This window comes from Streptomyces sp. NPDC048506 (assembly GCF_040651315.1).
Lineage (GTDB): Bacteria > Actinomycetota > Actinomycetes > Streptomycetales > Streptomycetaceae > Streptomyces.
This window is the reverse complement of the sequence record NZ_JBEZIX010000010.1, coordinates 160,000-185,835: the sequence shown is the minus strand read 5'-3', so window position 1 is coordinate 185,835 and position 25,836 is coordinate 160,000. Positions and strand designations below refer to the sequence as shown.

General features: G+C 73.4%; 20 protein-coding genes and 1 pseudogene. 8 read left to right on the top strand and 13 right to left on the bottom strand.

Annotated elements, in window-relative coordinates:
• Window positions 1-296 precede the first annotated feature (296 nt).
• Window positions 297-1,745 (top strand): PAS domain-containing protein, encoded by a 1,449-nt coding sequence (locus tag AB0C96_RS10855; RefSeq protein WP_362915869.1) that lies wholly within the window; start codon window positions 297-299, stop codon window positions 1,743-1,745.
• Window positions 1,746-1,772: 27 nt separating this feature from the next.
• Here the strand turns inward: AB0C96_RS10855 and AB0C96_RS10850 are convergent, their stop codons facing one another.
• A complete protein-coding gene (locus AB0C96_RS10850) occupies window positions 1,773-2,540 on the bottom strand; it encodes an SIS domain-containing protein (protein WP_362915867.1) in 768 nt (255 codons plus the stop codon).
• 265 nt (window positions 2,541-2,805) lie between these two features.
• On the opposite strand from AB0C96_RS10850, the gene AB0C96_RS10845 reads away from it, so the two are divergent.
• Together AB0C96_RS10845 and AB0C96_RS10840 are read left to right on the top strand one after the other, a co-directional pair.
• The gene (locus tag AB0C96_RS10845) at window positions 2,806-3,498 is read left to right on the top strand and encodes a metal-dependent transcriptional regulator (RefSeq protein WP_362915865.1); all 693 of its coding nucleotides are present in this window, start codon (window positions 2,806-2,808) and stop codon (window positions 3,496-3,498) included.
• Window positions 3,499-4,014: 516 nt separating this feature from the next.
• A complete protein-coding gene (locus tag AB0C96_RS10840; RefSeq protein WP_362915864.1) occupies window positions 4,015-4,890 on the top strand; it encodes an alpha/beta hydrolase in 876 nt (291 codons plus the stop codon).
• Window positions 4,891-4,908: 18 nt separating this feature from the next.
• Here AB0C96_RS10840 and AB0C96_RS10835 read toward each other — a convergent pair whose 3' ends face one another.
• The 5 genes from AB0C96_RS10835 to AB0C96_RS10815 form a co-directional block, all read right to left on the bottom strand.
• The gene (locus AB0C96_RS10835) at window positions 4,909-6,225 is read right to left on the bottom strand and encodes a hypothetical protein (protein WP_362915862.1); all 1,317 of its coding nucleotides are present in this window, start codon (window positions 6,223-6,225) and stop codon (window positions 4,909-4,911) included.
• The gene (locus AB0C96_RS10830; RefSeq protein WP_362915860.1) at window positions 6,215-8,407 is read right to left on the bottom strand and encodes a hypothetical protein; all 2,193 of its coding nucleotides are present in this window, start codon (window positions 8,405-8,407) and stop codon (window positions 6,215-6,217) included. The genes AB0C96_RS10835 and AB0C96_RS10830 overlap by 11 nt, the downstream gene beginning before the upstream one ends.
• A gap of 155 nt (window positions 8,408-8,562) precedes the next feature.
• Window positions 8,563-10,200: a transporter gene (locus AB0C96_RS10825; protein ID WP_362915858.1), complete on the bottom strand. Its 1,638-nt coding sequence runs from the start codon at window positions 10,198-10,200 to the stop codon at window positions 8,563-8,565.
• Entirely contained in the window at window positions 10,197-11,081 is an 885-nt protein-coding gene (locus tag AB0C96_RS10820; protein ID WP_362915856.1) for an ABC transporter ATP-binding protein, read from the bottom strand. The genes AB0C96_RS10825 and AB0C96_RS10820 overlap by 4 nt, the downstream gene beginning before the upstream one ends.
• Before the next feature lie 129 nt (window positions 11,082-11,210).
• Window positions 11,211-11,882 carry a bifunctional DNA primase/polymerase gene (locus tag AB0C96_RS10815; protein ID WP_362915854.1) on the bottom strand — a complete coding sequence of 224 codons (672 nt, stop codon included), beginning with the start codon at window positions 11,880-11,882 and terminating at the stop codon, window positions 11,211-11,213.
• A 477-nt stretch (window positions 11,883-12,359) separates the two neighbouring features.
• Here AB0C96_RS10815 and AB0C96_RS10810 point away from each other — a divergent pair, with 477 nt between their 5' ends.
• Together AB0C96_RS10810 and AB0C96_RS10805 are read left to right on the top strand one after the other, a co-directional pair.
• The gene (locus AB0C96_RS10810) at window positions 12,360-13,754 is read left to right on the top strand and encodes a transcriptional regulator (RefSeq protein ID WP_362915852.1); all 1,395 of its coding nucleotides are present in this window, start codon (window positions 12,360-12,362) and stop codon (window positions 13,752-13,754) included.
• 204 nt (window positions 13,755-13,958) lie between these two features.
• The gene (locus AB0C96_RS10805) at window positions 13,959-15,728 is read left to right on the top strand and encodes a hypothetical protein (protein WP_362915850.1); all 1,770 of its coding nucleotides are present in this window, start codon (window positions 13,959-13,961) and stop codon (window positions 15,726-15,728) included.
• A gap of 57 nt (window positions 15,729-15,785) precedes the next feature.
• Here AB0C96_RS10805 and AB0C96_RS10800 read toward each other — a convergent pair whose 3' ends face one another.
• Window positions 15,786-17,135, bottom strand: a complete 1,350-nt coding sequence (locus AB0C96_RS10800) for an ABC transporter substrate-binding protein (RefSeq protein WP_362915848.1) — start codon at window positions 17,133-17,135, stop codon at window positions 15,786-15,788.
• Between the two features lie 171 nt (window positions 17,136-17,306).
• Here AB0C96_RS10800 and AB0C96_RS10795 point away from each other — a divergent pair, with 171 nt between their 5' ends.
• Window positions 17,307-17,765, top strand: a complete 459-nt coding sequence (locus AB0C96_RS10795) for a hypothetical protein (RefSeq protein WP_362915846.1) — start codon at window positions 17,307-17,309, stop codon at window positions 17,763-17,765.
• A gap of 32 nt (window positions 17,766-17,797) precedes the next feature.
• Window positions 17,798-18,727: a formyltetrahydrofolate deformylase gene (purU, locus tag AB0C96_RS10790; protein WP_362915844.1), complete on the top strand. Its 930-nt coding sequence runs from the start codon at window positions 17,798-17,800 to the stop codon at window positions 18,725-18,727.
• Window positions 18,728-18,814: 87 nt separating this feature from the next.
• On the opposite strand, the gene AB0C96_RS10785 is transcribed toward purU, so the two are convergent.
• Both AB0C96_RS10785 and AB0C96_RS10780 read right to left on the bottom strand, forming a co-directional pair.
• Window positions 18,815-20,176 carry a zf-HC2 domain-containing protein gene (locus AB0C96_RS10785; protein ID WP_362915842.1) on the bottom strand — a complete coding sequence of 454 codons (1,362 nt, stop codon included), beginning with the start codon at window positions 20,174-20,176 and terminating at the stop codon, window positions 18,815-18,817.
• A 194-nt stretch (window positions 20,177-20,370) separates the two neighbouring features.
• Window positions 20,371-20,907, bottom strand: a pseudogene (locus tag AB0C96_RS10780) (sigma-70 family RNA polymerase sigma factor); the annotation flags it as partial.
• 497 nt (window positions 20,908-21,404) lie between these two features.
• Here AB0C96_RS10780 and AB0C96_RS10775 point away from each other — a divergent pair.
• A complete protein-coding gene (locus tag AB0C96_RS10775) occupies window positions 21,405-21,779 on the top strand; it encodes an STAS domain-containing protein (protein ID WP_362915840.1) in 375 nt (124 codons plus the stop codon).
• A gap of 52 nt (window positions 21,780-21,831) precedes the next feature.
• On the opposite strand, the gene AB0C96_RS10770 is transcribed toward AB0C96_RS10775, so the two are convergent.
• The 4 genes from AB0C96_RS10770 to AB0C96_RS10755 form a co-directional block, all read right to left on the bottom strand.
• Window positions 21,832-22,995, bottom strand: coding sequence for a histidine kinase (locus tag AB0C96_RS10770; RefSeq protein WP_362915905.1), 1,164 nt, complete (start codon window positions 22,993-22,995; stop codon window positions 21,832-21,834).
• 62 nt (window positions 22,996-23,057) lie between these two features.
• Window positions 23,058-23,720, bottom strand: coding sequence for a response regulator transcription factor (locus AB0C96_RS10765; RefSeq protein WP_362915838.1), 663 nt, complete (start codon window positions 23,718-23,720; stop codon window positions 23,058-23,060).
• 446 nt (window positions 23,721-24,166) lie between these two features.
• Entirely contained in the window at window positions 24,167-25,204 is a 1,038-nt protein-coding gene (locus tag AB0C96_RS10760; protein WP_362915836.1) for a hypothetical protein, read from the bottom strand.
• 130 nt (window positions 25,205-25,334) lie between these two features.
• Window positions 25,335-25,805 carry a hypothetical protein gene (locus tag AB0C96_RS10755; protein ID WP_362915834.1) on the bottom strand — a complete coding sequence of 157 codons (471 nt, stop codon included), beginning with the start codon at window positions 25,803-25,805 and terminating at the stop codon, window positions 25,335-25,337.
• Between the last annotated feature and the right edge of the window lie 31 nt (window positions 25,806-25,836).

Sequence of the window (25,836 nt, the reverse complement as noted above, 5' to 3'; positions counted from 1 at the left end):
GGTCGGGTGACTGCTTGGGATTGGCCGGCTGCGCATCTGCAGTATGCGCTGGTCCGGCGCTGCACTTCGGTGAAGCGACGGGCCGCTAGCCCGCAGCCACCTCACGCGTCCGGTGCGAAATCATCTGCCGAACCACCTCCCTTCTCGTGTGCTCCACACACTAGGAACCCGTCCGGCACCGCACAACCAAATTTTTCCGGGAGCAACGATTTCCGCGAATCGGGTGTGGGGTGTGTCACGTTCCAGTTGAATGTTCCCAGGTGGAGCACGTGCGGCCGCGTTCGTGAGGGGTGCCTGTGACTGCTTCGTCGGCTTCTTCCGGCCTTTCCGGCTCATCGGCCTCGGCGCGTTGCGGCGGCGAGGAGACCGAGGACTCCGGACTCCTCGCCGCCCTCCTGGACGGCATGGACGCCGCCCTGGTGGCCTTCGCGGCCGACCGCACGGTCACCCACTGGAACCACGAAGCAGAGCGCATCCTGGGGTGGACCCCGGCCGAGGCCGTCGGCCGTACGGGCCTGACCGGCTGGGCCGCCCGCAAGGAGGACGCCGACGGCATCGAGGCCGCGCTCACGGCCGCGATGCGCTCACCGGCCCGTCAGGTCCATGAGTTCGCCCTGTTGACGAAGGACGGCCACCGGGTGCTGGTCCGCACCCAGTCCTCCGCGGTGCGCGGGCCCGACGGCCGAGTGGCCGGGGTGTACTGCGCCTTCAGCGAGGTGCACACCCAGATGGACCTGGAGCGCTCCATCGCGCTCAGCGAGGCGCTCTTCGAGGACGCGTCGTGGGGCGTGGTGCTGATCGACGCCGACCTGCGGCCGGCCGTCGTCAACGCGCACGCCGCCCGCACCATGGGCGTGGGGCGCACGGCGCTGCTGGGCCGCCCGCTGGGCGATCTGCTGGTGCAGGGCGTCGAGGAGCTGGAGTGCGCGCTCCAGCACGTCCTCGCCGAGGGCGCGCCGCCGGCGGTCGCCGAGATGTGGGTGACGCTGCGCTCCGAGGAGGTCGAGCTGCCGCGCCGGTGCTGGCGCAGCGGCTTCGTCCGGTTGGCCTCGCCGCTGGCGGAGGAGCCGGTTCCGCTGGGCGTGGCCTGGCTCTTCCAGGACATCACGGAGGCCAAGCGCACCGAGCAGGAGAACTCCCTGGTGCGCTTCCGGGCCCATCAGCTCCATCGGGCCGGCCGGGCGGCCGCGGAGTGCCCGGATCCGGCCGAGGCCGCCGCCGTCCACCTGGACTTCGCGCTCGCCGGCTTCGCCGACCACGGTCTGGTCGACCTCGCGACGAAGCCCGCACCGGCGCCGTACGGGGCGGTCGCCGAGGACGACGCGTACGAGTCGTCCGAGGGGGAGGACGCCTGCGATGCGCGGGCGACGACCTGCGGACTGGTGCGGACGCTCGCCTCGCCGGCCGGCTCGCCCGGTCCCTGTGAGGCGTTCTCGGCGACCGGTATCCCGGTCCCGTACGCCCCCGGCCATCCGGCGTTCCAGGCGTACGAGCGGCGCGGCTCGGTGCGCAGCAGCGCCGGGCCCGTTCCGGCCGAGGACTGGGCGGCGGCCCGCAACTGGCCGGACGGCACCGTGCACGGCCTGTGCGTGGTGCTGCGCAGTCGTGGCCGCACCCTGGGCGTGCTGACGTTCCTGCGGTCGCCGGTGCGCCGTCCCTTCGACCGTGCGGACGCGGACTACGCCGAGGAGGTCGCGGCGCGGATCGCCGCGTCCCTGGACCTCGCGGGCGCGGCGTCGGCCTGACCGGGCCGTCCCCTCACGACCGTCTCCTCACGACTGGTAGAAGATCCGGTCCGCGTACGCGTCGATCACCCGGGCGTTCCAGTCGTGTCCGCCGTCGACGTTGCCGGAGCGCAGCAGCGGCGGGTCGATGCCCCGCTCGGCGAGCGCGCCGGCGGCCGTGGCCACCAGGGCCTGCATGATCGCGCTGGTGACCACCGTGGAGGCGGGGGCGAACGGCGCGTCGATGCCCGGCAGGGTCAGCTCGGCGTCACCGACCGGGATGTGGCTGTCCAGGACGAGGTCGCAGTGGTCCTTGAGGTAGCCGCCAGAGGCGTGCCGGGACGTGGTGGCCTCCGCGTACGCCACGGAGGTCACGCCGATGACCGTGATGCCGAGGGCCCGGGCGTTCAGCGCCATCTCGACGGGCAGCGCGTTGCGCCCGGACAGCGAGATGATCACCAGCACGTCGCCCGACCGCAGCGGGCTGGTGTCCAGGACGGCGGCGGCCAGCCCGTCCACCCGTTCCAGCGCGCTGCCGAGCGTCGCGGGCCGTACGTCCACGCCCACGACGCCGGGCACGGACAGCAGGTTCATGATCGCCAGTCCGCCCGCGCGGTAGACCGTGTCCTGCGCGGGGAGCGAGGAGTGCCCGGCACCGAAGGAGAAGACCCGGCCGCCGGCCGCGACGGTGTCCGCGACCAGCCGGCCGGCCTCGGCGATCCGATCGCCCTCCTCGTCGCGGACCTGGCGCAGCAGGTCGATCGCGGCGTCGAAGTACGTCCCGGCCAGCCGGTCGCTCCGGTCGCTGTCAGCCATCGCCGCGGGCCCCTCTCGTCGGATCTCGTCGGATCTCGTCGCATCTGATCAGTGGCGCGGATCACGTTGCGGTCTGGACCAGTGCCGTGTCAATACGGCCGGCGGGGGTCCGTCAACGCGGTCGCCGTGAGTCCGTCAACACGGTCGTCGTGAGTCCACCGATCCGGCCGCCGCAAGGCCACTCCGTGGACGGCGCGGCACCGTTGTCGGTGGGATGCGTCAGAATTGGGTCCAGGGCCACCGCACCACACATCGAGGGGCACGCATGTCCGGACTGATCGACACCACGGAGATGTATCTCCGCACCATCCTCGAACTGGAAGAGGAGGGTGTGGTGCCCATGCGCGCTCGCATCGCGGAGCGGCTCGAACAGAGCGGCCCGACCGTGAGCCAGACGGTCGCGCGCATGGAGCGAGACGGGCTGTTGACGGTCGCGGGCGACCGGCATCTGGAGCTGACGGAGGAGGGCCGGCGGCTGGCGACGCGGGTGATGCGCAAGCACCGCCTCGCCGAGTGCCTGCTGGTCGACGTCATCGGGCTCGAATGGGAGCAGGTGCACGCCGAGGCGTGCCGCTGGGAGCACGTGATGAGCGAGGCGGTCGAGCGCCGCGTCCTTGAGCTGCTGCGGCACCCCACGGAGTCGCCGTACGGCAACCCCATCCCGGGACTTGCGGAGCTGGGCGAGAAGTCCGAGGTCGACCCGTTCCTGGACGCCGGCATGGTCAGCCTGATGGACCTGGACGCCGGCTCGGACGGCAAGACCGCGGTGGTGCGCCGGATCGGCGAGCCGATCCAGGCGGACGCCCAGCTGATGTACACGCTGCGGCGCGCCGGTGTGCAGCCGGGCGCGGTGGTGAGCGTGACGGAGTCGCCGGGCGGCGTGCTGGTCGGCAGCAGCGGCGAGGCCGCCGAGCTGGACTCCGAGATCGCCTCGCACGTCTTCGTCGCCAAGCGCTGACGGCGGGGTGCCGACCGTCGTTCGATCCTCTTCGCGCGCTCTCCCGTAGTACTGCCACGGGGTCCTGCCACGAGCCCGCTGAGCTGCGCCGTCGCGCTGCTGAGCGGGCTCGACGCATGCTTGCCCGTTGAACGGACTTGTGCGAATCCGTGCGGTCCGGCCGGTCTCGTGTCACGCTGACGCATGGCCCTGCGTCGGCCTGTCCTTGCCAGGGAGGGGGCTCGGATGCATCCACGGACCGTGGGCACAGTCAGGGCCCCGGCGCTGCGAGCAGCCGGGGCCCTGCCTCCCCATGTCCCCCGCCCAAGACCCGGAGCCCCGAGCTCTCAGGGTCTTCCCCCACGGGCCCCCTTCCCGGTAGGGCCCGCCTCCCGGCAGATGTCTCCCCGTGGTGAGCGTGGTCAATCCCTGAGCGAGGTCACTCGAACGAGGGGTGTTGTGTGCCGGAGCGGTGCGTTCGAATAGAGGTTCGATAGTGTGGGTGTGCTCTAGGGGCGATTGGGGGTGCCAGGACACATGGTGCGGCGCATCGATGTGACAGGGGCCGGCGGCGTGCGACTCGCCGCCTGGGAATTCACCGATCCGCCCAAGGTCGGCGGCGGGCTGGAGGGGGGCGAGCAGCGGCCCGGTGTGCTGCTGCTCCACGGTCTGATGGGGCGTGCCGCGCACTGGGCGGACACCGCCCGCCGGCTGAGCGCCCGTCACCGGCCGGTCGCCCTGGACCAGCGCGGCCACGGTCGCAGCGAGAAGCCCGCGGACGGTCCGTACGACCGCGCGGCGTACGTCGACGACGCCCTCGCCGCCATCGAGCAGCTCGGCCTCGCCCCGGTCGCCCTCGTCGGGCACGCCATGGGCGCCCTGACGGCATGGCAGTTAGCTGCCCGGCGCCCGGATCTGATCAGTGCGCTGGTCATCTGCGATATGCGGGCCTCCGCGCTGGGCGCGGCCTCCCAGCGGGAGTGGACCGAGTGGTTCCGCTCCTGGCCGGTGCCGTTCGCCACCCTCGCGGACGTCCGCAAGTGGTTCGGCGAGGACGATCCGACGCTGGAGCGGCCCCGGCCGGCCCGTGGTGAGTTCTTCGCCGAGGTGATGGCCGAGCGCGCCGACGGCTGGCGTCCGGTCTTCTCCCGCCGGCAGATGCTCACCGCCCGCGAGACCTGGGTGCACGACGCCCACTGGGAAGAGCTCGCCCAGGTGACCTGCCCGGCCCTCGTCGTCCGCGGCCTGGACGCCGAACTGGGCCGCGCCGAGGCCCAGGAGATGGTTCGTGTCCTGCCGCGCGGTGCCTACGCCGAGATCCCCGACGCCGGCCATCTGCTCCCCTGGGAACGGCCCGACGCTTGGTGCGACGCCATCGAACCGTTCCTGCATTCGGCGACGTTGCCGCGCTGACGCCCCGGCGCCCGCCGCTCAGTCCAGCGTGCGGGTGAAGTCGCCGCGCTGCACCCGCCGGGCCAGACAGTCGCCGTCGCCGCTCAGCAGCGAGCCGTAGCCGGTGGCCGCCCAGAGGCTGTGCTCGGCGGGGACCTCGAAGTACGGCACCGGGCGGTCGTCCAGCCGGTCGGTGAGGACCTCCGGTGCACGGCGGCTGCGTACGGCGCGCAGGCAGCTCTCGCACGCGGCCACCCGCAGCTGCTCACGGCGGCCCAGTGGCCGCCACGGTATCCGGCGGACGGCGGGCCCGTGCAGCGGATGGAAGAAGCACAGCGGGAGGGTCACCGGCGCCGTGGACAGCGCCGCGCGGCCTTCGGCGATCAGCGCGAACACCCCCGCCAGATCGACGGTGCCGCGCGCCCGGTCCAGGACCGTGCCGGCCGCGGCATAGGCGTCGAGGGCCCGCTCGACGGCCGCCGGATCGCCCTGCGCGGCCCGTGCTTCCTCGCCCAGCCGCACCACTTCCTCGGTGGCGCGCTCGCGCAGCCCGGCCTCGTCGGCCCTCCGGGCCGCGGCGAACACCGAGCGCGGCAGCGCGAACGGCGTGGAGAGGTCACGCAGCCGCGCCCGCCGCCGCAGCAGCAACCCCGCCGCGGCCAGGAGCAGCAGCGGCCCCACGACCAGGGACAGCAGCCGTATCAGTGGGGAGCCGGACGAGCCGGCCGCCTTGTCCGGCCGAACTCCCTTGTCGGGCTTCTCCGTCGAGGAACCGAGGCTGGCGGTGGCCTTCTCGTACACCGCGTCGCCGTTGCCCGCCTTGATGATGCTGATCGCGCGGGCGACCCGCCGCGCCGGGCCGGCGCCCTTCATGTCGTCCTGGAAGAACACCGCTGCCGCGGCGTGGAACGCCTGGTGGGCGCCCGCCGGCCACTCGCTGGCGGCGATGTCGTCGGGAGACCCGCCGAGCGTGATGAGGATGGACGGGCCGCCGCCCATCCGGTCGTGGAGCACCTCGGCCAGCTGCTCCGGTTTGCCGCCCCAGTTGTCGCCCTCGACCAGCGGCACCAGCGCGACCCGGATCGGCAGCCCGGTCCGCTCGATCTGGGTCACCAACGACCGTTGCTGGGCCGCGTCGACCGCCGTGGACAGCGACGGGTCGACATAGACCGGCGAGCGGCGCAGCGCATCGGCGATCTTCTGCCCCGGACTGCGCGGGTTCTCGGCGGCCGCGCCGGGCGCTGCCGCACCCAGCAGCAGCGCGACGGCCGACGCGCCGACGGCGAGGGCCGTCCGCAACCGCCGGGCGGCCGGGGCCCGTTGCGGGCCGGAGCGGTGAGAAGGGTCAGTGCACACCGAAGTACTCCCGTACATCGCGGGTGAGTTGATCGATTCCGGCGCCGTCGCCGACCGCGGCGAGCGGCCCGGGAAGCGAGTGGTACGGGGCGTACGCTCCGCGCCCGCCGCCCTGCGCGGTACGCAACCGCAGCACGGCACCCGGCGTGGCCCGGCACGCCGCGCACAACGGCAACGACTGGACCCGGGCCCGGGTCCGGCCGCGGCCGCCGGCCGGCCGTGCACCGGCGTGGTCGGGGGCCGCACCGTGCAGCGGATTGCGGTGACAGACGTGCTCCGCGGCGTCCGCTTCCCCGACCGCGGTGCGGCCGGCCCGGGCCAGCACGATGGCGCAGGCGAGCGCCGCGGGGGTGGCGTCGGCGTCGATCCGGCCGTCGCTGTCACCGTCGATCAGCAGCGCCGCGGCGTCCAGACACTCCCACGCCCGGCGCCGGGCGTCCTCGGGCAGGGCCGCCGCCGGTTCCAGCGCGGCGGTGAGCGCGTCGAGGTCCTGCCGGGCGGTGTGCCGCAGCCACGACAGCGAGGGCCGGTCCGGTGCCGGGGCCCCCGCGCCGCCGTGCGCGGCCCGCCTCCCGCGGGTGATCACACGGACGATGCCGCAACCGGCCGCCACCAGGCCGAAGACCAGGCCCGCGGCGAACGTGCCGATCACCATCCCCGGCTCGAAGTCCCCGGTGAACAGGCCCGGCAGTGCCTGCTCCCCGACGGGATCCGGCGCCGGCGGCGGGGCGTAGGGCACATACCCCGCCTTTGCCTTGGGGGACTTGCCGACGTAGGTGAGCAGTTGGTCGAGACGGGAGCCGAGCGCGGGGTCGGCGGAGGACGTGTGCGCGAGGTCGCTCGGCCGGTTGATCAGGTACATCTCGTCGACGCGCGTGCCGTAGTTGACGACGTCGACACCGCCGGAGGACGGCTCGGCGACCACGATCAGCATGTCGCGGTGCAGCCGGTCGTGCAGCGCCTTGGCGAGCAGGTCCTCCTCTCCGCCGGACTCGTCGTCCCTGCCGTGGGGCACGACCGCGATCACCACCGGAACATGCAGCGCGCGCAGCCGCTCACGGAGGTGGGCGCGCTCGGCGGCGTCCAGCACCGGCGGGCTCTCCGGGTCGAGGTAGAGCGGGTCGCGGCGGAGCCCGTCGGCCACCCGGTCCACCCGCGCCCGCATATCGGCGGCGGTGGGCCGGGAGCCGTCACCACTGGTCGTGTCGTCGAAGACCCGCGAGGCGGTGAAGGCGACCAGACCGCCCAGCAGCATGGCCCCCACCACCAGGGGCAGCAAGCGCTCCCGAGGGAACGGCCCGGGACCGCCGGCCGCCTTCTTGCCGGCCTGTTTGCCGCTGCCGGCCTGCTTGCCGCCGGCCTGTTTGCCGCTGCCGGCCTTCGGTCCGCCGGCCTTCGGCTTGCTCGCTTTCGGTCCGCTCGCCTTCGAGCCGCGCGGCGCCGGTACGGGAGCCGCGCCGCCCGCGGCCGCCGCCCGCCGGACCCGGCGGCGTTGCAGCGCGTACACCGTGAGCAGCAGGACCGCGACCGGGATGCCGGTGACCGCGATGCCCGTCACGAAGCTCTGGTTCTCGCGGTCGGTCGAGTCGGTGTGCAGGAGCGGTGGCTCGTCGTCCGTGCCGCCGTACTGCGCGCGTGCCGCCTCGGCGCGCTGGTGCGCACGCCCCGAGGTGGCCACCTCGACGAAGCGCTGGAACACCTCGCGCGGCGTGGCGTCGTACGGCAGCTCGTACAGCGTCGCCGTCCGGGCGTCGTCGACGCCGGGCAGGCTCACCCCGTACGTCTGCACCTCTTCCAGACCGCTGTCGTTCATGGCCACGTACAGGCCCTTGCGCCCCAGCCGGTCATGGATGCCGGCGAGCAGGGTGCCCCCCTGGGTGCCGTAGGAGGTCTGCGGCAGGACGACCAGGTACGTCGGGACGCCCAGCCGCCGGGCCTCCCGGGCGAAGACGGGAGCCGTCGACCGGGGGACCGCACGGGGCATCTGGTCGCTGATGTAGACCGGGTCGTGCCGCAGGTGCTCGGCGAGGTACGCGGTCTGCGTGGGCCCGTCCGCCCCCTTCGCGCCGGCCGGGCCGGACGGCGCGGCCTGTACGACGCCGGCGCAGAACAGCACCGCCAACCAGCCCGTCACCAGCACGATTCCGGCGCGCAGCACCGCCCCCACCACCCCTCGGTCCACGTCGGCGTGGCGTCATCCGTGTCATCCACGTCGTCCACGTCGTTGCGTTGACGCTACCGCCACCGCGCGCCGGGCGGTGCGGCCTGTGGACAACCTCACCGACCGCCGGATCACGGGCGGTGCGCCGGGCCTCTCCCCGCGCACCGCCCGGCCCCTCACCCCTTGCTGACCGCCGACAGGATCTCCGGCAGGCGGCGGGCCACCCGGGGCGCGGCCCAGCGCAGGCCCAGTTCCGCCATGCCCACGCCGTAGACCACACCGGCCGGCAGAAGCACCCACAACAGGGCGTGCAGCCCGGCGAGGTGCAGCCAGATCGTCAGCCCCAGGAGGGGCGAGCACAGCACCGCGGCGATCACGACCCCGCCGAAGAGGCTGAACCAGGCGATCGCGCCCTGGCCCGGGGCGACGTTCTTGTTGCCCTCCGAGGGGATCGAGTACGGGAAGAGGGTCGACGCGACCGCTCCGGTGGCCAGCAGGGCACCGAGCACCGCCAGCGACAGCCCGTACACCTCCAGGAAGTCCGACCACGGCCCGATCAGCGCCGCGGCCCCGACCACGACCAGCGTCACGTACGGAACGGCCACCAGCGCCAGCGCCAACGCCCGGGCCCGCAGCTCCTGATAGGCGTCGCGGGGGGTGGCGATCGTCGAGGCGACCATCCAGAACGCCGAGGTGTCCTGCCCGAACTGGTTGTACATCTGCATGCCGAGCAGCGCGGCGGCCGAGAACGAGGTGAAGATGCTGCCGTTGCCCTGTACGGACGAGACGACCGGCACCAGCAGACCGAGGCCGAGCGCGGTCGCCCAGGACATCTTCGACTTCGGGTCGCGCCAGGCGTAGCGCAGCGTACGGAGCATGACCGTGCCGGTGCGCCCGCCCGGCAGCAGGCGTACGAGCCCCCGCTCACCGGTGCCGGACCGGCGCGCGCTGTCCTTCTCCACGGCCTGGAGGGTGGACGAGTCCGGCGACGTCATCAGGGTGGTCAGGGTGCGCCGCCACCACCACAGGAGCAGCACCAGCGCCAGCGCCGCCAGCACCAGTCCGGCCAGCGCCCGCCCGTACGCCCCTCGACCGGCGTCCTCGACGGCGCTGATGGCCGAGGCCGGCGGCACCCAGCGCAGCACGTTCCCCAGCGGCTCCAGCACGGACAGACCGTCCGGGCGGCCCAGCCGCTGGGCGGCGATGTTGACGGCCTGGCCGCCGAGCGCGATGAACAGCCCGCTCAGCACGGCGAGATCGCGGCCGCGCCGGCTGGTGAGCAACCGCACCGAGGCGGTGGCGACCGCGCGCGCCAGCGAGACACACACCAGCACCACCAGGCCGACGGCCAGGACGCCGACGACCGTTGCGGCCGGCCCGTGCGCCACCGCCACCACCGCGCCGACGGCCAGCGCGAACGTGACGACCGGGCCGACACCCACCAGCGAGGACACCAGCAGCGAGACGATCAGCGGCCGCGGCCGCAACGGCAGCATCACCAGCCGGGTCGGGTCCAGCGTCTCGTCGCTCGCGGGGGAGAACAGCGGCATCACCGCCCAGCCCAGCGTGAGGATCCCGGTGAGCAGGACGGTCAGCGCGCCCACGTGCGCGTTGCCGCGCAGCGCGATCAGCCCCAGCACGACAACGGTGGCGAACAGCAGGCCGACGAGGATGGACGCGACGTACGCCACGGTGCGCCCGGTCGACTGGCGCAGCCCGTTGCGCAGCAGCGACAGCTTCAGCCGTACGAAGACGGCGGTCAGGGACGGTGCGGTGGCCGGCGCCGCGGCCACCGCGGCGGACTCGGTGCTCATCGGGCGCTGCCACCGCCCAGCCAGTCCAGGCTCTGCGCCGCGCCGCGGTCACCGGCCCCGACCAGTTCCAGGAAGGCGTCCTGCAACGAGGGCGCCGCACCGCGGACTTCGGCGAGCGGACCGTCGGCGCGGATCCGCCCGGCGGCGATCACGGCGACCCAGTCGCAGAGCGACTCGACCAGCTCCATCACATGGCTGGAGAAGACGACCGTCGCGCCGGAGGCGGTGTAGCGCTCCAGGACGCCGCGGATGGTCTGCGCCGACACGGGGTCGACGCCCTCGAAGGGCTCGTCGAGGAAGAGGATCTCGGGGTTGTGCAGCAGCGCCGCGGCCAGCCCGATCTTCTTGCGCATACCGGTGGAGTAGTCCACGACCAGCTTGTGCTGGGAGCCGGACAGGTCGAGCACGTCCAGCAGCTGACCGGCCCGCTTGTCGACCTCGTCGCCCGGCAGGCCGCGCAACCGCCCTGTGTAGCCGAGGAGTTCGCGCCCGGAGAGCCGCTCGAACAGGCGCAGCCCCTCGGGCAGCACCCCGATCCGGGACTTGACGGCGACCGGGTCCCGCCAGACGTCGTGCCCGCCGATCTCGACCAGCCCGGAGTCCGGCCGCAGCAGACCGGTCACCATCGACAGGGTGGTGGTCTTACCGGCGCCGTTGGGGCCGACCAGACCGATGAAGCGGCCCGCGGGCAGCGTCAGGTCGATGCCGTTGACGGCGATCTGCTCGCCGAACTTCTTCCACAGGCCCTGGACGCGTACGGCGGGCGGGCCGCCCGCGGCGCCACCAGGGACCGCGGCCGGCCCGCCCGAAGAGGCGGCCGATGCGCGCTGCGGCGGTGCCGCATCGGCCCGCCCCTCGATGTGTTCCGGCTCGTTGGCCACCGGTCCTGCCCTCCGACGTCCCCGCAGGGGCCGCCCTGGCCCCCGTCCGTCGTCCCACGATACGAGCCGGCACGGACAGCGGGGGGCCCGGCCGGCGCGCGGGGCCCCGACGGAGCGGTGGCGGCCGGGTCAGCGCGCGCGAGCCGCCACCGCGTCCCGCGCGCAGGCGTACGCGAGCGGGCTGATCAACTCCTCGGCGTCCGGCAGCCAGCGGTTGGTGGCGGTGGGGCGGCGGGCCCACTGCACCGAGCCGTGCGCGCCCATCCGGGTCGGTGGGGCGGCGATGTACTCGCCCTCGCCGCGGCAGATCAGGTCGAGCGCGGCCGGCGCCCAGCCCATGGCCCGTACCAGGGCGGGCACCTTCACCGAGGCGCCGGGCAGGACCAGGAAGAACATCCGCCGGTCCGGGGTGCGGGTGACCGGTCCGAGCGTCAGCCCCATCCGCTCCATGCGGGCCAGTGCCAGGCAGCCGGCGGTCTCGGGCACGTCGAGCGCCTCGAACGCCCGGCCCGTCGGCAGCAGGATCGAGGACCGCGGCTGCTTGCTCCACATCCGGCGCACGGCCGTCGCGCTGCCGCTGGCAAGCCCGGCCCAGCCGGGCGCGGTGGGGTGCGCACCGGGTGCAGGGCAGTCGGCGGCGTCGCACGAGCAGCGCGGCGTCTCGCCGTCGTGCTCCAGCCATGCGCCGGGGAACACGTCCCAATGCCGTTCTTCCGCGTAACGCACCGCAGTTTCGAGCAGCTGCTCGCCGCGCTGCTTGGGGATCTGCGAGGCTCCTGTGACTCCGATGGTCTCTTCCACGCTGATGACAACTCTCCGTATCACCAAGGGTTACGGCTTATGGGTGAGCTGCCCGGCGCATCGTTCCCGTCCGCGGGGCGCATGGAAGCACTGGTGGGGGCGCGTATGCGGACCGGGGCCGGGTAGCGGGTAGCCACCTGCGTGACGGGCGGAAAGGCCGCCCGACGGCCGTTGCGGTGCACGAGGGGGAGGCCCTGCACGGCGGCGCCGTTGTTCGCGCACGGGCACCACCGCGTCGACTTCCTTTGTGATCGCGTCTCGTCAAACGGCTCCCGATGAACAGCGCTTCGCTCGCGGATGCCCCGAACAGGGCCCAAAACGTTCATGAACCGGCATCCGCTGCAAAGCTCCTATCGGTCCGATCCGTCCTATCGCGCATATCCAGGATGTCTCGGATATCCGGGATATTCGCGGGGCATCGATCACGGGGTACGGCGTTCGCCGGTGAACGCGCAGCAGTAACCAGGGGGTACAAGCATGGCCGCCAGGCCACTCGTCGCGCGGCAGCCCAACGAAAGGCTGCAAGCGCTGATTCAGGAAGCCGCGTGCTCCAACGCGGGGCTCGCCCGCCGCGTCAACATGTGCGGTGCGGAGCACGGTCTCGACCTGCGCTACGACAAGACGTCCGTGGCCCGTTGGCTGCGCGGACAGCAGCCGCGGGGTCGCGCCCCGGCCGTCATCGCGGAGGCGCTGGGCCGCAAGCTGGGCCGTACGGTCACCATCGACGAGATCGGGATGGCCGACGGCAAGAACCTCGCGTCCGGGGTGGGGCTCCAGTTCTCGCCGACCGTCCTGGGGGCCATCGAGCAGGTCTGTGAGCTGTGGCGCAGCGACGTCGGGCGGCGCGACTTCCTCAGCGGTTCCACGGTCGCGGCCTCGGCGCTGGTCGAGCCCAGCCGCGACTGGCTGATCACCGGCGCGGACGCCCAGGTCGCCCGGAACGCCGGTGCCCGGGTCGGGATCTCCGACGTCGAGGCGGTGCGCGCGATGACCACGGCGCTCGGCGAACTCGACCACCGCTTCGGCGCCGGACACGTCCGGCCGGTCGTCGTGCACTACCTCAACAGCGTGGTCTCCGGGTTGCTGGCCGGCTCGTACCGCGAGTCCGTGGGGCGGGAACTCTTCGCCGCCGTCGCGCGGTTGACCGAGCTGGGCGGCTACATGGCTGTCGACACCGGTCAGCCCGGCCTCGCGCAGCGCTACTACATCCAGGCGCTGCGGCTGGCCCAGGCGGCCGGTGACCGCGGCTACGGCGGCTACGTCCTCGCGGCGAGCATGAGCCATCTCGCCGCCTCGCTCGGCAACCCGCGAGAGATCGCCCAACTCGCCCGCGCCGCACAGGAAGGCGCCCGCGGACACGTCACGCCGCGGACCGAGGCAATGTTCTGTGCGGCGGAGGCCCGCGGGCACGCCCTGATGGGTGACGCCCGAGCCTTCCAGGTGGTGGCCGGCCGGGCGGTCGCCGCGATGGAGCGAGCCGAAGGGGGCGTCGACATCGGCGACGATCCCGTGTGGATCGCGCACTTCGACCCGGCGTATCTGGCCGACGAACTCGCCCACTGCCACCGGGATCTGGGCCAGCCCGGGCCGGCCGCCCAGCGGGCCCAGGAGGCGCTGCACGGGCACCCGGAGAGCCGGGCGCGGCGCCGCGCCATCGGGATGCTGCTGCTGGCCGGTGCCCAGGTGCAGCAGCGCGAGGTCGAGCACGCCTGCCATACGGGCACCCAGGCGGTGGAGCTGCTGAGCGGGCTGCGGTCGGACCGCGGCACGGAGTATCTGGAGGACTTCCAGCTGCGATTGGAGCCATATCGGGACGAACCGGTGGTACGGGAGTTCAGTGCACGACTGGATCTCCGGGCCGCGGCGGCGTGATCAAGGCCTCATGAGAGGGCCGCGGCGCCTTTGTCGTGCGGCGTCGGGTTTGTCGCGTGTGCCGGACGGGCGGGTTGACCTGGCCCGTTCGGCGCGCCCGAGGGGTGGCGGGGGTGGTGACCAGGCGACGTGGTCGAACGTTGCTGCGACCCGGTAGCGTGCAGCCGACGATTCCGTAGGTCTGCACGTTGGGTAGGAGTCACGGTGACGCAGAGCGGACAGGGCCACGACCCGCAGGATTCTGCGGCCGGCCCCGCGCGAGAGGGCATTGTGCTGCCCGCCAACGGTGCGCCGTGGGTGCCCGACCAGCAGGCCGCGCCGCCCGCCGGCCAGCCCTGGGGCCAGCCGTGGGGCCCCGGCCAGCAGGCCGCCCCCGCCGCCCCGCAGACGTACGAGCAGCAGCCCGCCCCCGCCGCCCCGCAGACGTACGAGCAGCAGCCCGCCCAGGGGCCGGCGTACGGCCCGCAGCAGGGCTACGGCCAGCCCCCGGCGCACGCACCGGCCCCCACCATGGGTTCGACGCCCGTACAGGGACCGCCGCCGGGCGGCCCGGGCTTCCCCGCACCGACCCAGGGGCAGCCGCCGATCCCGCCGTCGATGCCGCAGCAGGCGCCCCCGCAGCCGGGCGCGGTCGGTGCACTGCCGCCCGAGAGCCCGTCACCCGGGGACCAGCCGCAGGCGGTGCCGGGCCAGCAGCTCCCGCCGCAGCAGCCGTACGGCCAGCCGGGTCTCCAGGGCGGGCCGCCCCAGCCGATGCCGTCCGGTGAGATGGTGCGCGCCACCCCGCAGACCGGTGCACCGCTGCCGCCCGCCGCGGGCGACGCGGAGGCCACCGCACTGATACCCCCCTTCGACGCCCGGTCCCAGGGCCCCGGTGCGCCCGGTTCCGCGGCGCTGCCGCCCCAGGCGGCCGTGCGCCCCGAGTCGCCCGACGAGTCCACCACCATGCTGCGCGCCGTGAAGCCGGGGCAGCGCGGCCCTCAGGGCCCGCCCCAGCCGATGCCGCAGGCCCAGCCGATGCCGGGGGTCGGGGGCGACTCCGAAGCCACCCAGCTGATCACCCCGGTGGGGGCCGGTGCACCGGCCTCGCCTCCCGGCGCGCCGTTCGGGGTCCGCCCGGGTGCACCCGGGGACCGCCCCACCCCCGCCGAGTTCGAGGGCCTCTTCCGCGACGGACCGGGCGCACAGCCCACCGGCGCACCGGACGCCACCGCGCAGCTGCCCCGCTTCGAGGACCCGGGCCACCCGCCGTACGGCGCCCCCGGTCAGGGCTACGGCCAGCAGTTCCCGCCCGGTGGCCACGACCAGCAGGCCTCCTACGAGGAGGACGGTGGCGGGCGGCGCCGGCTCCCCGCGGCGGCGATCATCGGCATCGTCGTCGTCGTGCTCGCGGGCGCCGGTCTCGGCCTCGGCTGGGCACTGAGCGGCGGCAGCGACGACACCGCGAAGAAGGACTCCGGGAGCAGCGCGACCAAGGCGGCCAAGGAGAAGGACGCCCCCAAGGAGACCGCCGACCCCGCCGAGGCCCAGGTCAAGGGCCTGGACGCGCTGCTGGGCGACAGCAACAGCAGCCGCTCGTCGGTGATCGGCGCCGTCAACGGCATCAAGTCCTGTAGCAACCTCGACGGTGCGGCCAAGGACCTGCGGGCCGCGGCCGGTCAGCGCAACGACCTGGTCAAGCGCCTTCAGCAGCTGCCCGTCGACAAGATCCCCAACCAGGCGGAGCTGACCGCGGCGTTGACCAAGGCCTGGCAGTCCTCGGCCGCGGCGGACAACCACTACGCGGACTGGGCCGACCAGCTCGGCGGCGGCAAGAAGGGCTGCCACAAGGGCAAGCCACACGGCACCAAGGCGGCCGCCCAGGGCAACGCGGCCAGCGGCCAGGCCACCCAGGCCAAGAAGCAGGCGGCCCGGCTCTGGAACCCGCTCGCCCAGAAGTACGGCATGACGGAGCGCCGTCCCGAACAGCTCTGAGACACGGGTGCGGCGAGCGGCCCAGGGCCCGAGCGGCCCAGGGCCGCCGCCCGCCCCTCAGTCGTCCGTGTGCCGTCGTTCCATGGTCCTGGTGACGTTCACGAATCCGTGCTGGGCGGCGACCAGTTCGCCGTTCCGGACGACCTGATACGTGACCATGGCGTTCACGATGCGCGGGAAGTCCTGGACCGCGAGCATGTCGTCCTCGCGCCAGCGCAGCTTCGGGGTGAGGCCACCGGTGTCGATGGCGCGGTCGCCGTGGTCCAGCGCCGTCTGGAGGGCGTGCGCGGAGATGTCCTCGACGCCCTGGTCGTCGAGCTCCTCGATCAGCGCGCGGAGGACGGTGTAGGCGATCCAGGTCGTCTGGACGCCCTGGTCGGCGGGGTCGATGCGGTTGTCGTCGAAGGCGTAGTCGGTGATGACCCGGCGCATCGGCTTCCAGCGCGGGTCGGCGGCGGCCGGGTACCAGCCGGTGATGTCCGCGCCTTCCAGGGGCCCGGACGCGCCGCCCGTACGGTTCAGCAGCGCCTGGCCGACGCTCCCCAGGACGGAGGCGACCCGCACCTTGGGGCCGTCCTCCTGGAGCCGTCGGAACGCGTCGAAGAACGCGTCCGTGTGGTCGCCGAGCGAGGCGGCCACGCAGGCGCCGGGCGCCTTCCCACCGGCCCGCGCCGTCCCGTAGACGGCCGGGTCCGCACCGACCGCGTCCAGGGCGCGGGTCACCTGGGACGAGTAGTCGGTGCCGTCCTCGGGCGCCTTGATGTCCTTGGCCGGCCGGCGACTGCCGCTCTGTAGGCCGGAGTTGAGCAGGGACGGCATCTGGTCGCCCTGGATGCTGTCCGGGCGGACCAGTGCGACGCGCTTGCAGTCGCCCGCCAACTGGCGGCCGTTCCCGGCCAGCAGCGACGCCTGGCCGCCGTTGACGGGGTAGGACAGCGGGCTCTGGAACTCCTCGTCGGAGGCGCCGTAACCGCCGACGAAGGGGATGCCCTTGACCTCCAGCGGCGACATGAACTGCCGGCCGAACTGGCTGTACGAGCCGACGACGGCGACCGCGCCCTCGTCCGCCGCGCGCTGGCCGCACTGCGCCGCGGCCACCGAGTCGTTGCGTTCGTTGCAGGTCAGCACCCGCAGGTGGTGCCCCCTGATGCCACCGCGGGAGTTGACCCACCGGGCGTACGCCTGGGCCATGGCCGGCATCCCGGGCATATTGGTCGCCTTGGTGTCCTCCGGTGCCCAGGTCATCACCGTGATCGGCTCCTTCTCCCCGGAATCCCCCGATCCGGGGAGGGAGCCGCAGGCCGAGACGAGCGACGCGATGGCCGCCCCGCACAGCACCGTGGACGCGATGGCGACCGCGGGAGCGTGTTTGAAGGGGCGGGGGGAGGAGCGTCGCCGTCCGGTCATGACACCGCAGCCTGGCGTCCGGCCAGGAACGTTCGAGTGACGAAAGCCCAACGGACAGTGACCACGGGGTGAACTCCGGGGGGCTGCTGGAGATCATCGGCGAGGAACGTACGATCGAATACTGTGCAAGGTTCGGAGAAGTCTTCCCGTCGCGGCCGCCGCTCGACCACCATGGGCGGCATGCCACTCAACGACATGCCGTGGTGGCGCTGGCGCAGCAATGTGCGCTCCGCGCTGCACATGCTCTCCGACCCCGTCTTCCAGCAGGACACCTGGCTGGCCGGCCGGCCCGGATACGGAGACGTCACCGACGCCGTCTACCGGCTCGTCGAGGACACCTGGCTGGACAACTGGTCCGCCGACAAGTACATCGGCACGATCTTCCGCGACGCCCAGGAGGCCCAGCTGGTCGATGCCGCGGTGCTGCGGGTGCTGCGGATCATGCACCAGGTCGGTGCGGACGCCCCGGTCACCGCGTACATGGCGCACCAGGGCTGGCCGGAGGCCGTACGGGCGGCCCGGGAGGCCCATGTCCGGCTGGCGACGGCGGACGGCGAGGACCCCGATGCCGCGCCCCGCTCGCTGGAGGTGCTGGCCATCATGACCGGTCAGGCGGACGCCCCGGTCTGAGCCGCTCCCCAGGTGTGCGACCCTATGAGGTCATGAGCGAGTCGCAGTCCACCCAGCCCGGTCACCCCGATCGGAACGGCCGGAAGAACGATCACGGCGATCGGACCGGTCGCAACGATCAGTACGTCCTCACCCTGTCCTGCCCGGACAAGCAGGGGATCGTGCACGCCGTGTCCAGCTACCTGTTCATCACCGGCTGCAACATCGAGGACAGTCAGCAGTTCGGCGACCACGACACCGGGCTGTTCTTCATGCGGGTCCACTTCAGCGCGGACGCGTCGGTGAGCGTGGAGAAGCTGCGGGCCAGCTTCGCGGCGGTGGGCGACTCCTTCGGCATGGAGTGGCAGATGCACCGGGCCGACGAGAAGATGCGGGTCGTCCTGATGGTGTCCAAGTTCGGGCACTGCCTCAACGACCTGCTCTTCCGCTCCCGGATCGGCGCGCTGCCGATCGAGATCGCGGCCGTGGTCTCCAACCACACGGACTTCGCCGAGTTGGTCGGCTCGTACGACATCCCGTTCCACCACATTCCGGTCACCCGTGACGCCAAGGCCCAGGCGGAGGCGCAGCTGCTGGAGCTGGTGGCGGCGGAGAACGTCGAGCTGGTGGTCCTCGCCCGCTATATGCAGGTGCTCTCCGACGACCTGTGCAAGGCGCTGTCCGGCCGGATCATCAACATCCACCACTCCTTCCTGCCGAGCTTCAAGGGCGCCAAGCCGTACCACCAGGCGCACGCCCGCGGTGTGAAGCTCATCGGCGCCACCGCCCACTACGTGACCGCGGACCTCGACGAGGGCCCGATCATCGAGCAGGAGGTCGAGCGGGTGGGCCACGAGGTCACGCCGGACCAGCTCGTGGCGATCGGCCGGGACGTCGAGTGCCAGGCCCTGGCGCGCGCCGTGAAGTGGCACAGCGAGCGCCGGGTCCTGCTGAACGGCAGCCGGACCGTCGTCTTCGCCTGAGGCGGGACCGTCGTCTTCGCCTGAGGCCGGGCCGACGGCCGTCCGGGCCGCGGTGCCGAGGCCGGCCGCGGCCCGGTGGCGGACCGTTCAGAGACGGGACAGCGACGCGGTCGCGAAGAGCACGTCGCGGATCGCGTCGCGCTCGCCGTTCTGGCCCGCGGCGGCCTCCTCGGGCGAGATGTGCCCGGCGGCCAGCTGACAGAACTCGGAGCTGTCCAGGGCGATGTGCGCGACGGTGTGGTCGGGCGTGCCGAGGGCGGCCGGCGAGTCCAGCGCTATGTACCAGTGGCCGCCGCCGTTGCCCTCGATCTCCAGATGCAGCGTCCGGCCCGGCGCGCCCGCCTCCACCAGCCGCTGCGGCGGAGCGGCGAGCCCGGCCCGGCGGCGGTCGGCCAGTGCGCTGGGCAGCAGCCGGGCGGCGAGGTCGACCATCCGGTGCAGGTGCCCGGCGGCCGGGGCCTCGTACGGATAGTCCACCGCCTCCGCGATGTCGCCGGCGTGCACCCAGCACTCGAAGGCGCGGTCCAGGAAGGCGTCGCGCAGCGCGAGCCTGAAGTCCCCGTAGGGCACGGCGAGTTCGGCGACCTTGCTGCCGGCGAACGACACCTGCCGCATCAGGGCGTAGCTCTGGTCGCGCCAGGGCCCGTGCGCGGTCAGCGGGCTGAGCTCCGGGTCCACGGACCGCCAGAGCGTCTCCGTGCGGATGAGGGGGTTCGGCGTCCCCGGCGGGGCCGCCGTGCCGAGCGGGTCGGGGAGCCCGAGCGCCGTCGCGACCAGCCCGTCCACCGCCAGGAGGTGCCCTATGACGCCGGCCACGGTGGTCTCCCGCTCCACCGGGCGCTCGCCCTCGAACCAGCGCAGCCGCACCGGGGCGCGCCACTCCGACTCGCCCATGTCGCGCAGCAGCGCATCCAGTTTGGCGGTCTCCGCGTCGTACGGAGCCGCCCAGTCGGGCACCGGGATACGGGCCGGCCGCCGACCCAGGCAGCCCTCCAACACCCGGGAGCGCAGCAGCGGATCGAGGTCGAGGCTGTCGGCGGGGTGCAGCAGCCCCACGGCGTCGCGCAGGCGCAGCGCCTCGTCCGCGCAGGAGGCACAGTCGGTCAGATGCGTCTCGACGGCGGCGGTCTCCTCCGCCGAGCAGGCCGACAGGGCCCAGGCGCCGAGGAGCGACTTGAGGACGCCGTGCGGCGGGGCGGGTGTCGGTGCGGCGAGCGGGGCGGGTACGGCAGGGTCGGTCACGGGCTCGTCTTCCGGTTCGCGCGGGGCGACGACACCGCGCGGACGGGCGTCGGGCACCGGCTCGCCCGCCGGGGCGACGGTGGGGGTGGCAGGGGCGTCGGGGAGCGGGCCGCGGTCCTCGGCGGCGGAACGCGGTGCCGGTATCCGCGGCCGTTCACCCGGGCCCTCGGGGCGCTCGTGGCCGTCCCACTCGTCGGGGCCGTTCACAGCGTCCGTCCGTGGCCCGGGCCGGGCGGTGCGGAGGAACCGGTGCCGGTGTGCCGGCCGTGCGGTGCACGGGGCACAGGGGGCGCGTGCGGCGGTTGTGACGCCGGGGACGCCGCCGGAGATGACGCCGGGGTGGCGCGCACGGTGCTCGACGAGTACGTGGTGCGGTGGGTGGGCGGCAGGGCCTGGTGGTTGTGGGCGGTGGACAGCAGTTGCAGGCCGAGGCGGAGCCGGCGGCGGGCCTCGTCCTCGGTGACGCCCAGGTCGGCGGCGGTCTGGCGGTAGTCCCGGCGCTGGAAGTACGCCAACTCCAGTGCGGCCCGCAGGGGAGCGGGCATGGACGTGACGATGTAGTCGGCGCGGGCGGCGGTGGAGGCCTCGCGGATCCTCTGCTCTATCTCGGCGGGCGCGGGCGCGCCGTCACCGCAGTCGCGCGCCGAGGCGGCCTCGGTCTGCCGCAGCCGCTGGACGGCCTGATGGCGGGTGAGGCCGGCGACCCAGGAGCGCAGCGAGCCCTGCTTGGGGTCGTAGGTGTCGGGGTGTTCCCAGATGTAGCCGAACACTTCGCGGGTGATGCGGTCGGCGGCGTCCTCGTCGTCCAGGACGCGGTGGGCGAGGCTGTGCACGAGCGAGGCGAAGCGGTCGTAGAGCTCACCGAGCGCGGCCGCCTCGCCGCGGGCGAGCCGCTGCTGCATCCGCCTGTCCCAGCGCGGTGGCGCGTCGTGTCCCATGGGACCCCCATCCTTGCCCTTCGCCCGTCGGCTCACACCTCAGCCGTCACTCCTGCACGGGCCTTCGTCCCGTGCCGTGTGCGCGATCACAGAATCCGCCGTGACAACGAATGTAATGCGGGGGTCCGACAATGCACGCTCCTTTGCGGCAAACCGCGCCCTGAGGGAGGACGCGGGTGGTAAGGGACTGACGGCCGTGGCCGTCGCCCTCTGGGCTCATGCCCGGGGGAAGCCAATCGAAGCTGCATGAAGTCGCTCGATATGGACCGTTCACGTCTCTATGAGGCGATCTGTTATCCGTGCGTGATCGAATACTGGCGAAAAGCCGCCGCCCCCTGGGCATAGCCTTGGACGGTAACGGCCTGTTGTGTCACCGATGCGCCGACGATTCACGCGTGTTTCAGGGCATCGAGGCCGGGCAGTCGAGCCGGGGAAGGGTGAGTTCCGGATGCAACCGGGCTCATCCGGTCCGAAAGCGAGCGAAAGGCTTCGAGCGCGTGTCGTTGAAGGTGGCAGAGGACGAACAGGGCCCCTGGGCGGTACTCCAGGTCTCCGGCGAGATGGACCTGGTCACGTCGCCCGCGGTGCGCCAACACGTGCACGACGCGGTGGCGGACGGCCGGAGATCGCTCGTACTCGACCTCTCCGAGGTCCGGTTCTGCGACTCCAGCGGCGTCGGCGTGCTGATCGCCGCCCGCCGGCTGATGCGCTCGTGCCAGGGGCGACTGCGGCTGATCCTGCCCGCGCAGGGCGCCGTCGACGGCTCACACGTCAACCGGGTGCTGGCGGCGCTCGGCGTCCGCCGCCTCTTCGAGGTCTACCCGGACCTGCGCACCGCCGTCGACGAGGCCGCCGCACCGCTGACCGCCTGACGCCCGGGCCGGCCCGGACCGCCCCGTCGTCCGGCCCGACCACCCGCCCGCCTCAGAGCGAGGCGTCCCGCTCCTCGCACCGCTCCGTACGGGAGCCCTGCCCGTACGGGAACTCCGCCCGCACCACGAAGCCCCCGTCGGAGGTGTGACGCGCCTCCAGCGTGCCGCCGAGGCTCTGCGCCCGCTCGCGCAGCCCCACCAGGCCGTGGCCGCCGCCGGGCAGCGCGGGAGCCGTCGCCGACGCGTCCGCCGGCCCGTTCCGGATCTCCACCCGCAGCCCGGCGTCCACCGGATCGACCCGGACCCGTACCCGCGCCCCGGGCGCGTGCTTGCGCACGTTCGTCAACGCCTCCTGGACCGTGCGGAACGCGGCCCGTTCCACGGTCTTCGCGCCGCTCGCCCCGGCCGGCGCGCCGGCCTCGTAGGTCACGTCCAGCGCGCTCATCTCGATCAGCCGCGGCAGCTCCTCCAGATCGGGCTGGGGCGCCAGACCGCGCGACTCCACCGCCTCGCCGCCGTCCGCCCGCAGCACACCGACCATGTGCCGCAGCTCCTCCAACGTCCGTACGGACAGCTCCCGGATCGTCCGGGCGCCCGTCCGCGCCGCCTCGTCCGCGGTGCTGACCTGCACCGCCCCGGCCTGAAGGCTGATCAGGCTGACCTGATGGGCGACCACGTCGTGCATCTCGCGGGCGAGCCGGGCGCGTTCGGTGGTCTTGACCCGGTCCGCCAGCAGCCGGTCCTCGCGCTGCCGGCTGCGGGTCAGGTCCTCGACGCGGGAGGCGAGCTCCCCTCGGGTGCGCACCAACAGGCCCAGCGCGATCGGCGCGGCCGAGGTGACGCAGGCGTCGATCAGCACCAGGGTGTTCTCGCGGTACGCGGTGAGCTCGAAGTCCGAGATCGGGTACGGGAAGAAGTGCGCGGCGATCAGCAGCACCGCGCAGACCCCCAGCCGCGCCCGGCCGGGCCGCCGCGCGGCCAGCGTGTAGAGCCCGATCATCGGCGCGAACCAGATGTAGCCGATGTACAGGCCGGGGAGGGTGACGAGGAAGACCAGCAGCGGGAAGCGCCGGCGCAGCAGCAGCGCCGCCGCGGCGACCACCGAAACGCCCAGCTCCAGGGCGAGTTCCAGGCCGTTGACCAGTACCGCGTCGGCTATCGCCAGCAGCACCGGCACCACCACCGGAGCGATCCGGCGCAGCCGCCGCGCCCACACCCCCTGCGCGAAGGCCCGCCAGGCCGCCTCGCCGCGGGCGCGCGCCCGCCCGCCCCCGCGCCTCACCAGCCACCCCGCGGAGCCCCCGACACCAGGCCCGCCCGGTCGGCGACGATCGCCGCCTGTATGCGGTTGATGCCGCCCAATTTGCCCAACAGTGCCCGCACATGGTCCTTGACGGTGCTGGGGGCCAGCCCCATCCGGTCGGCGATCTGGGCGTTGCCCAGCCCCTCGCCGAGCAGCGCCAGCACCTGCGACTCCCGCGGCGTCAGCCCGCTGACCGCGCGGGCCGCGGCGGCCTGGTCCTCGGCGGTCAGATAGCCCCCGATCACCGCCCGGGTCACCCCCGGGTCCAGCACGCTGCCGCCCGCGGCCAGCGTCCGAACGGCCCGCACCAGTTGTTCCGGGTCGGAGTCCTTGAGCAGGAACCCGGCCGCGCCCTCGCGCAGCGCCGCGGTCAGGTACTCCTGGGCGTCGAAGGTGGTCAGCATCGCCACGGCCGGCGGCTCGGGGGCGGCGCGCAGGCCGCGCAGCACGGTCAGCCCGTCGACGTCCGGCATGCGGATGTCGAGCAGTACGACCTCGGCCGCGCAGCGCAGCACGGTCTCCACGGCCTCCGCGCCGCCGCAGTCGGCGACCATCTCGATGTCCGGGGCGGTCCCCAGGATCATCCGTAGCCCCGACCTGACCAGCCGCTCGTCGTCCACCACAGCGACACGGATCACCGGCCGCCCCTTTCTGCTTCCTGCTGGTTCACGCCCGTTCGGGCCTGCGGAACCGCCCGGCGCTGCGCGACTCCGTACCCCTGTCCTCCGGCCCCGCCCTGCGACGGACCCGCACCCCCGCCGAGCGGCGGGGGTGAGCCCGCGACCTCGGGAGGATGCCGTGGGGAGCCCCCCACGGGCAGAGTTGTTCACATGCTGCACCACTGAAGAGGCCACAAGCCCAGGACGCGTTGCAGTTCACATCGGCGGCCGCCGCGACCCCCACACGCGGCGGCCGTCTTTGGCGTGCGGGGGCGGTTCGGAGGGGGATCTCCCCCGCACCGCCGGAAACCCGCGCACATCCGACGGAAACGCCCTACGGCCATCAGACGGAAACGCCCTACGGCCGCCCGGCCCGCGCCGCGCGGAGAGCGCTGGGAACGCCCGCCCGTGCCGTGCGGAGAGCGCTAGGAACGCCCCGCCCGCGCCGCGCGGAAGCCGTCCGCCCGCAGCCCGCCGTACGAGCCGAACCCGCGGCCGGTTCCCAGCACGACCACGGACGTCATGGCGGCTAACGCGTAGGCGGTGGTGGCCATGGACAGCGCGCCCTCGGTCGTCTCGAAGGACCGGTTGAAGAAGTCCGTCACGGTCAGCCAGACCACCGTCCGCACGGTCAGGTACAGCTCGACGCCCGCGAACACCAGCAGCGCGCCCCGGACGTCGTGCCGCGCCCGCAGCGCCAGCACCCCGAGGACCAGCAGCACCGCCACCGAGCTGACGGTGGTGAACTCCACCGTCGCCGCCAGGTCCAGCGTGCCCAGCAGGGAGCCGTCGACCGCGCCGCGCAGATAGTGCGCCGCGCCCAGCCCGCTGGCCGTCAGGTCCCGTACCGTCCAGCCCAGCCGGGCCAGGCCCAGCAGCAGGAAGAGCACCCCGCAGATCCGGGACGGGCGGCGCCAGCCGGCGTCCGGGCGGACGGCCGGCCGCCCCTTGCCGGGACCGCTCCGCCGCCGCTCCGAGGCGGGCAGCATCGCGCACAGCACGACCACCGCGACCACCAGCCCCAACCCCCTGGTGGCGAGCGTCCAACCGCCCAGCGGGTCGTTGCGGTACTGGTCGCGGTAGGCCGCGTCGAGCAGGCCCACGCCCTCCCGCACGGAGACCGCGAGCAGCAGCAGGGCCGACAGCAGCGCCGCGGAACGGGCCACCCGCCGCTGTGCCAGGGCGAGCCCCGCGATCACCAGGAACACGACGGTGAAGGACCATTCGTACGGGCCGAGCACCTGGGACGCGGGGGAGGCGCCGGGGTTGAACAGGCCCTCCAGGAAGTCCCCGAAGCCGCCGCCGCCTTGGGCGATGCCGTAGACCGTCCAGGCGATCAGCGTGCCACCGTAGAGGGCGAGGCTCAGCCCGGTCGCGAGGTAGGCGTTGCCGTGCTCGGGCGCGGCCCGGCCGGGGGCGGTGCCCGGCCGGACGTCCACCGTTCCACCGTCCTGCATCACCATGACCGACCCCCGCTCCACCTGTCGCGGCCGCCGCACCGGCCCGTCCCGCACGGCAGCCTCACTGTGTCAAGGACGGTGCGGGAGCCGGTGGAGGTTCCACCTCGTGTGTCGGGCCCGGGAATTGGTGTGTTCAGCGCACATGTCGGGCGGTGGCGGCGACGAAGTCCCGGATGGCCTGGCGGGTGGCGGCCCGCCGCGCGGTGAGGGCCTGCTGGTCGTCGACCCAGTGCAGCTCGGTCACCTCCGTCATCAGCCGCTCGGTCAGGTCGAGCACATCGGGGTCGTCGCTGACCATCTGCGCCCGGAACATGGCCTCTTGGGCCGCGTACCGGGTCTTGTACACCTCCTCGCGCAGCTCCGGGGAATCCTCGTCGCAGCGGTCCTCCTCGTGCAGCACGAACCAGCGGTGGACGAGCACCCGCCGGTAGTCCAGCAGCGCTCCCGCGTAGGCGCAGTACGCGTCGATGCGCTCCTGCCGCAGCCGCTCCGCGCGGGCGAACCGCTCGCTCCGGTCGATCGCCCGGCTCTGGAAGACGTGGGTGACGCCGGAGCCCAACAGGGTGCCGATGACGGCCACGATGCTCGCAACAACTGCCTCCATGAGGGAAGTGCATCACAGCGCGGCAGGTCAG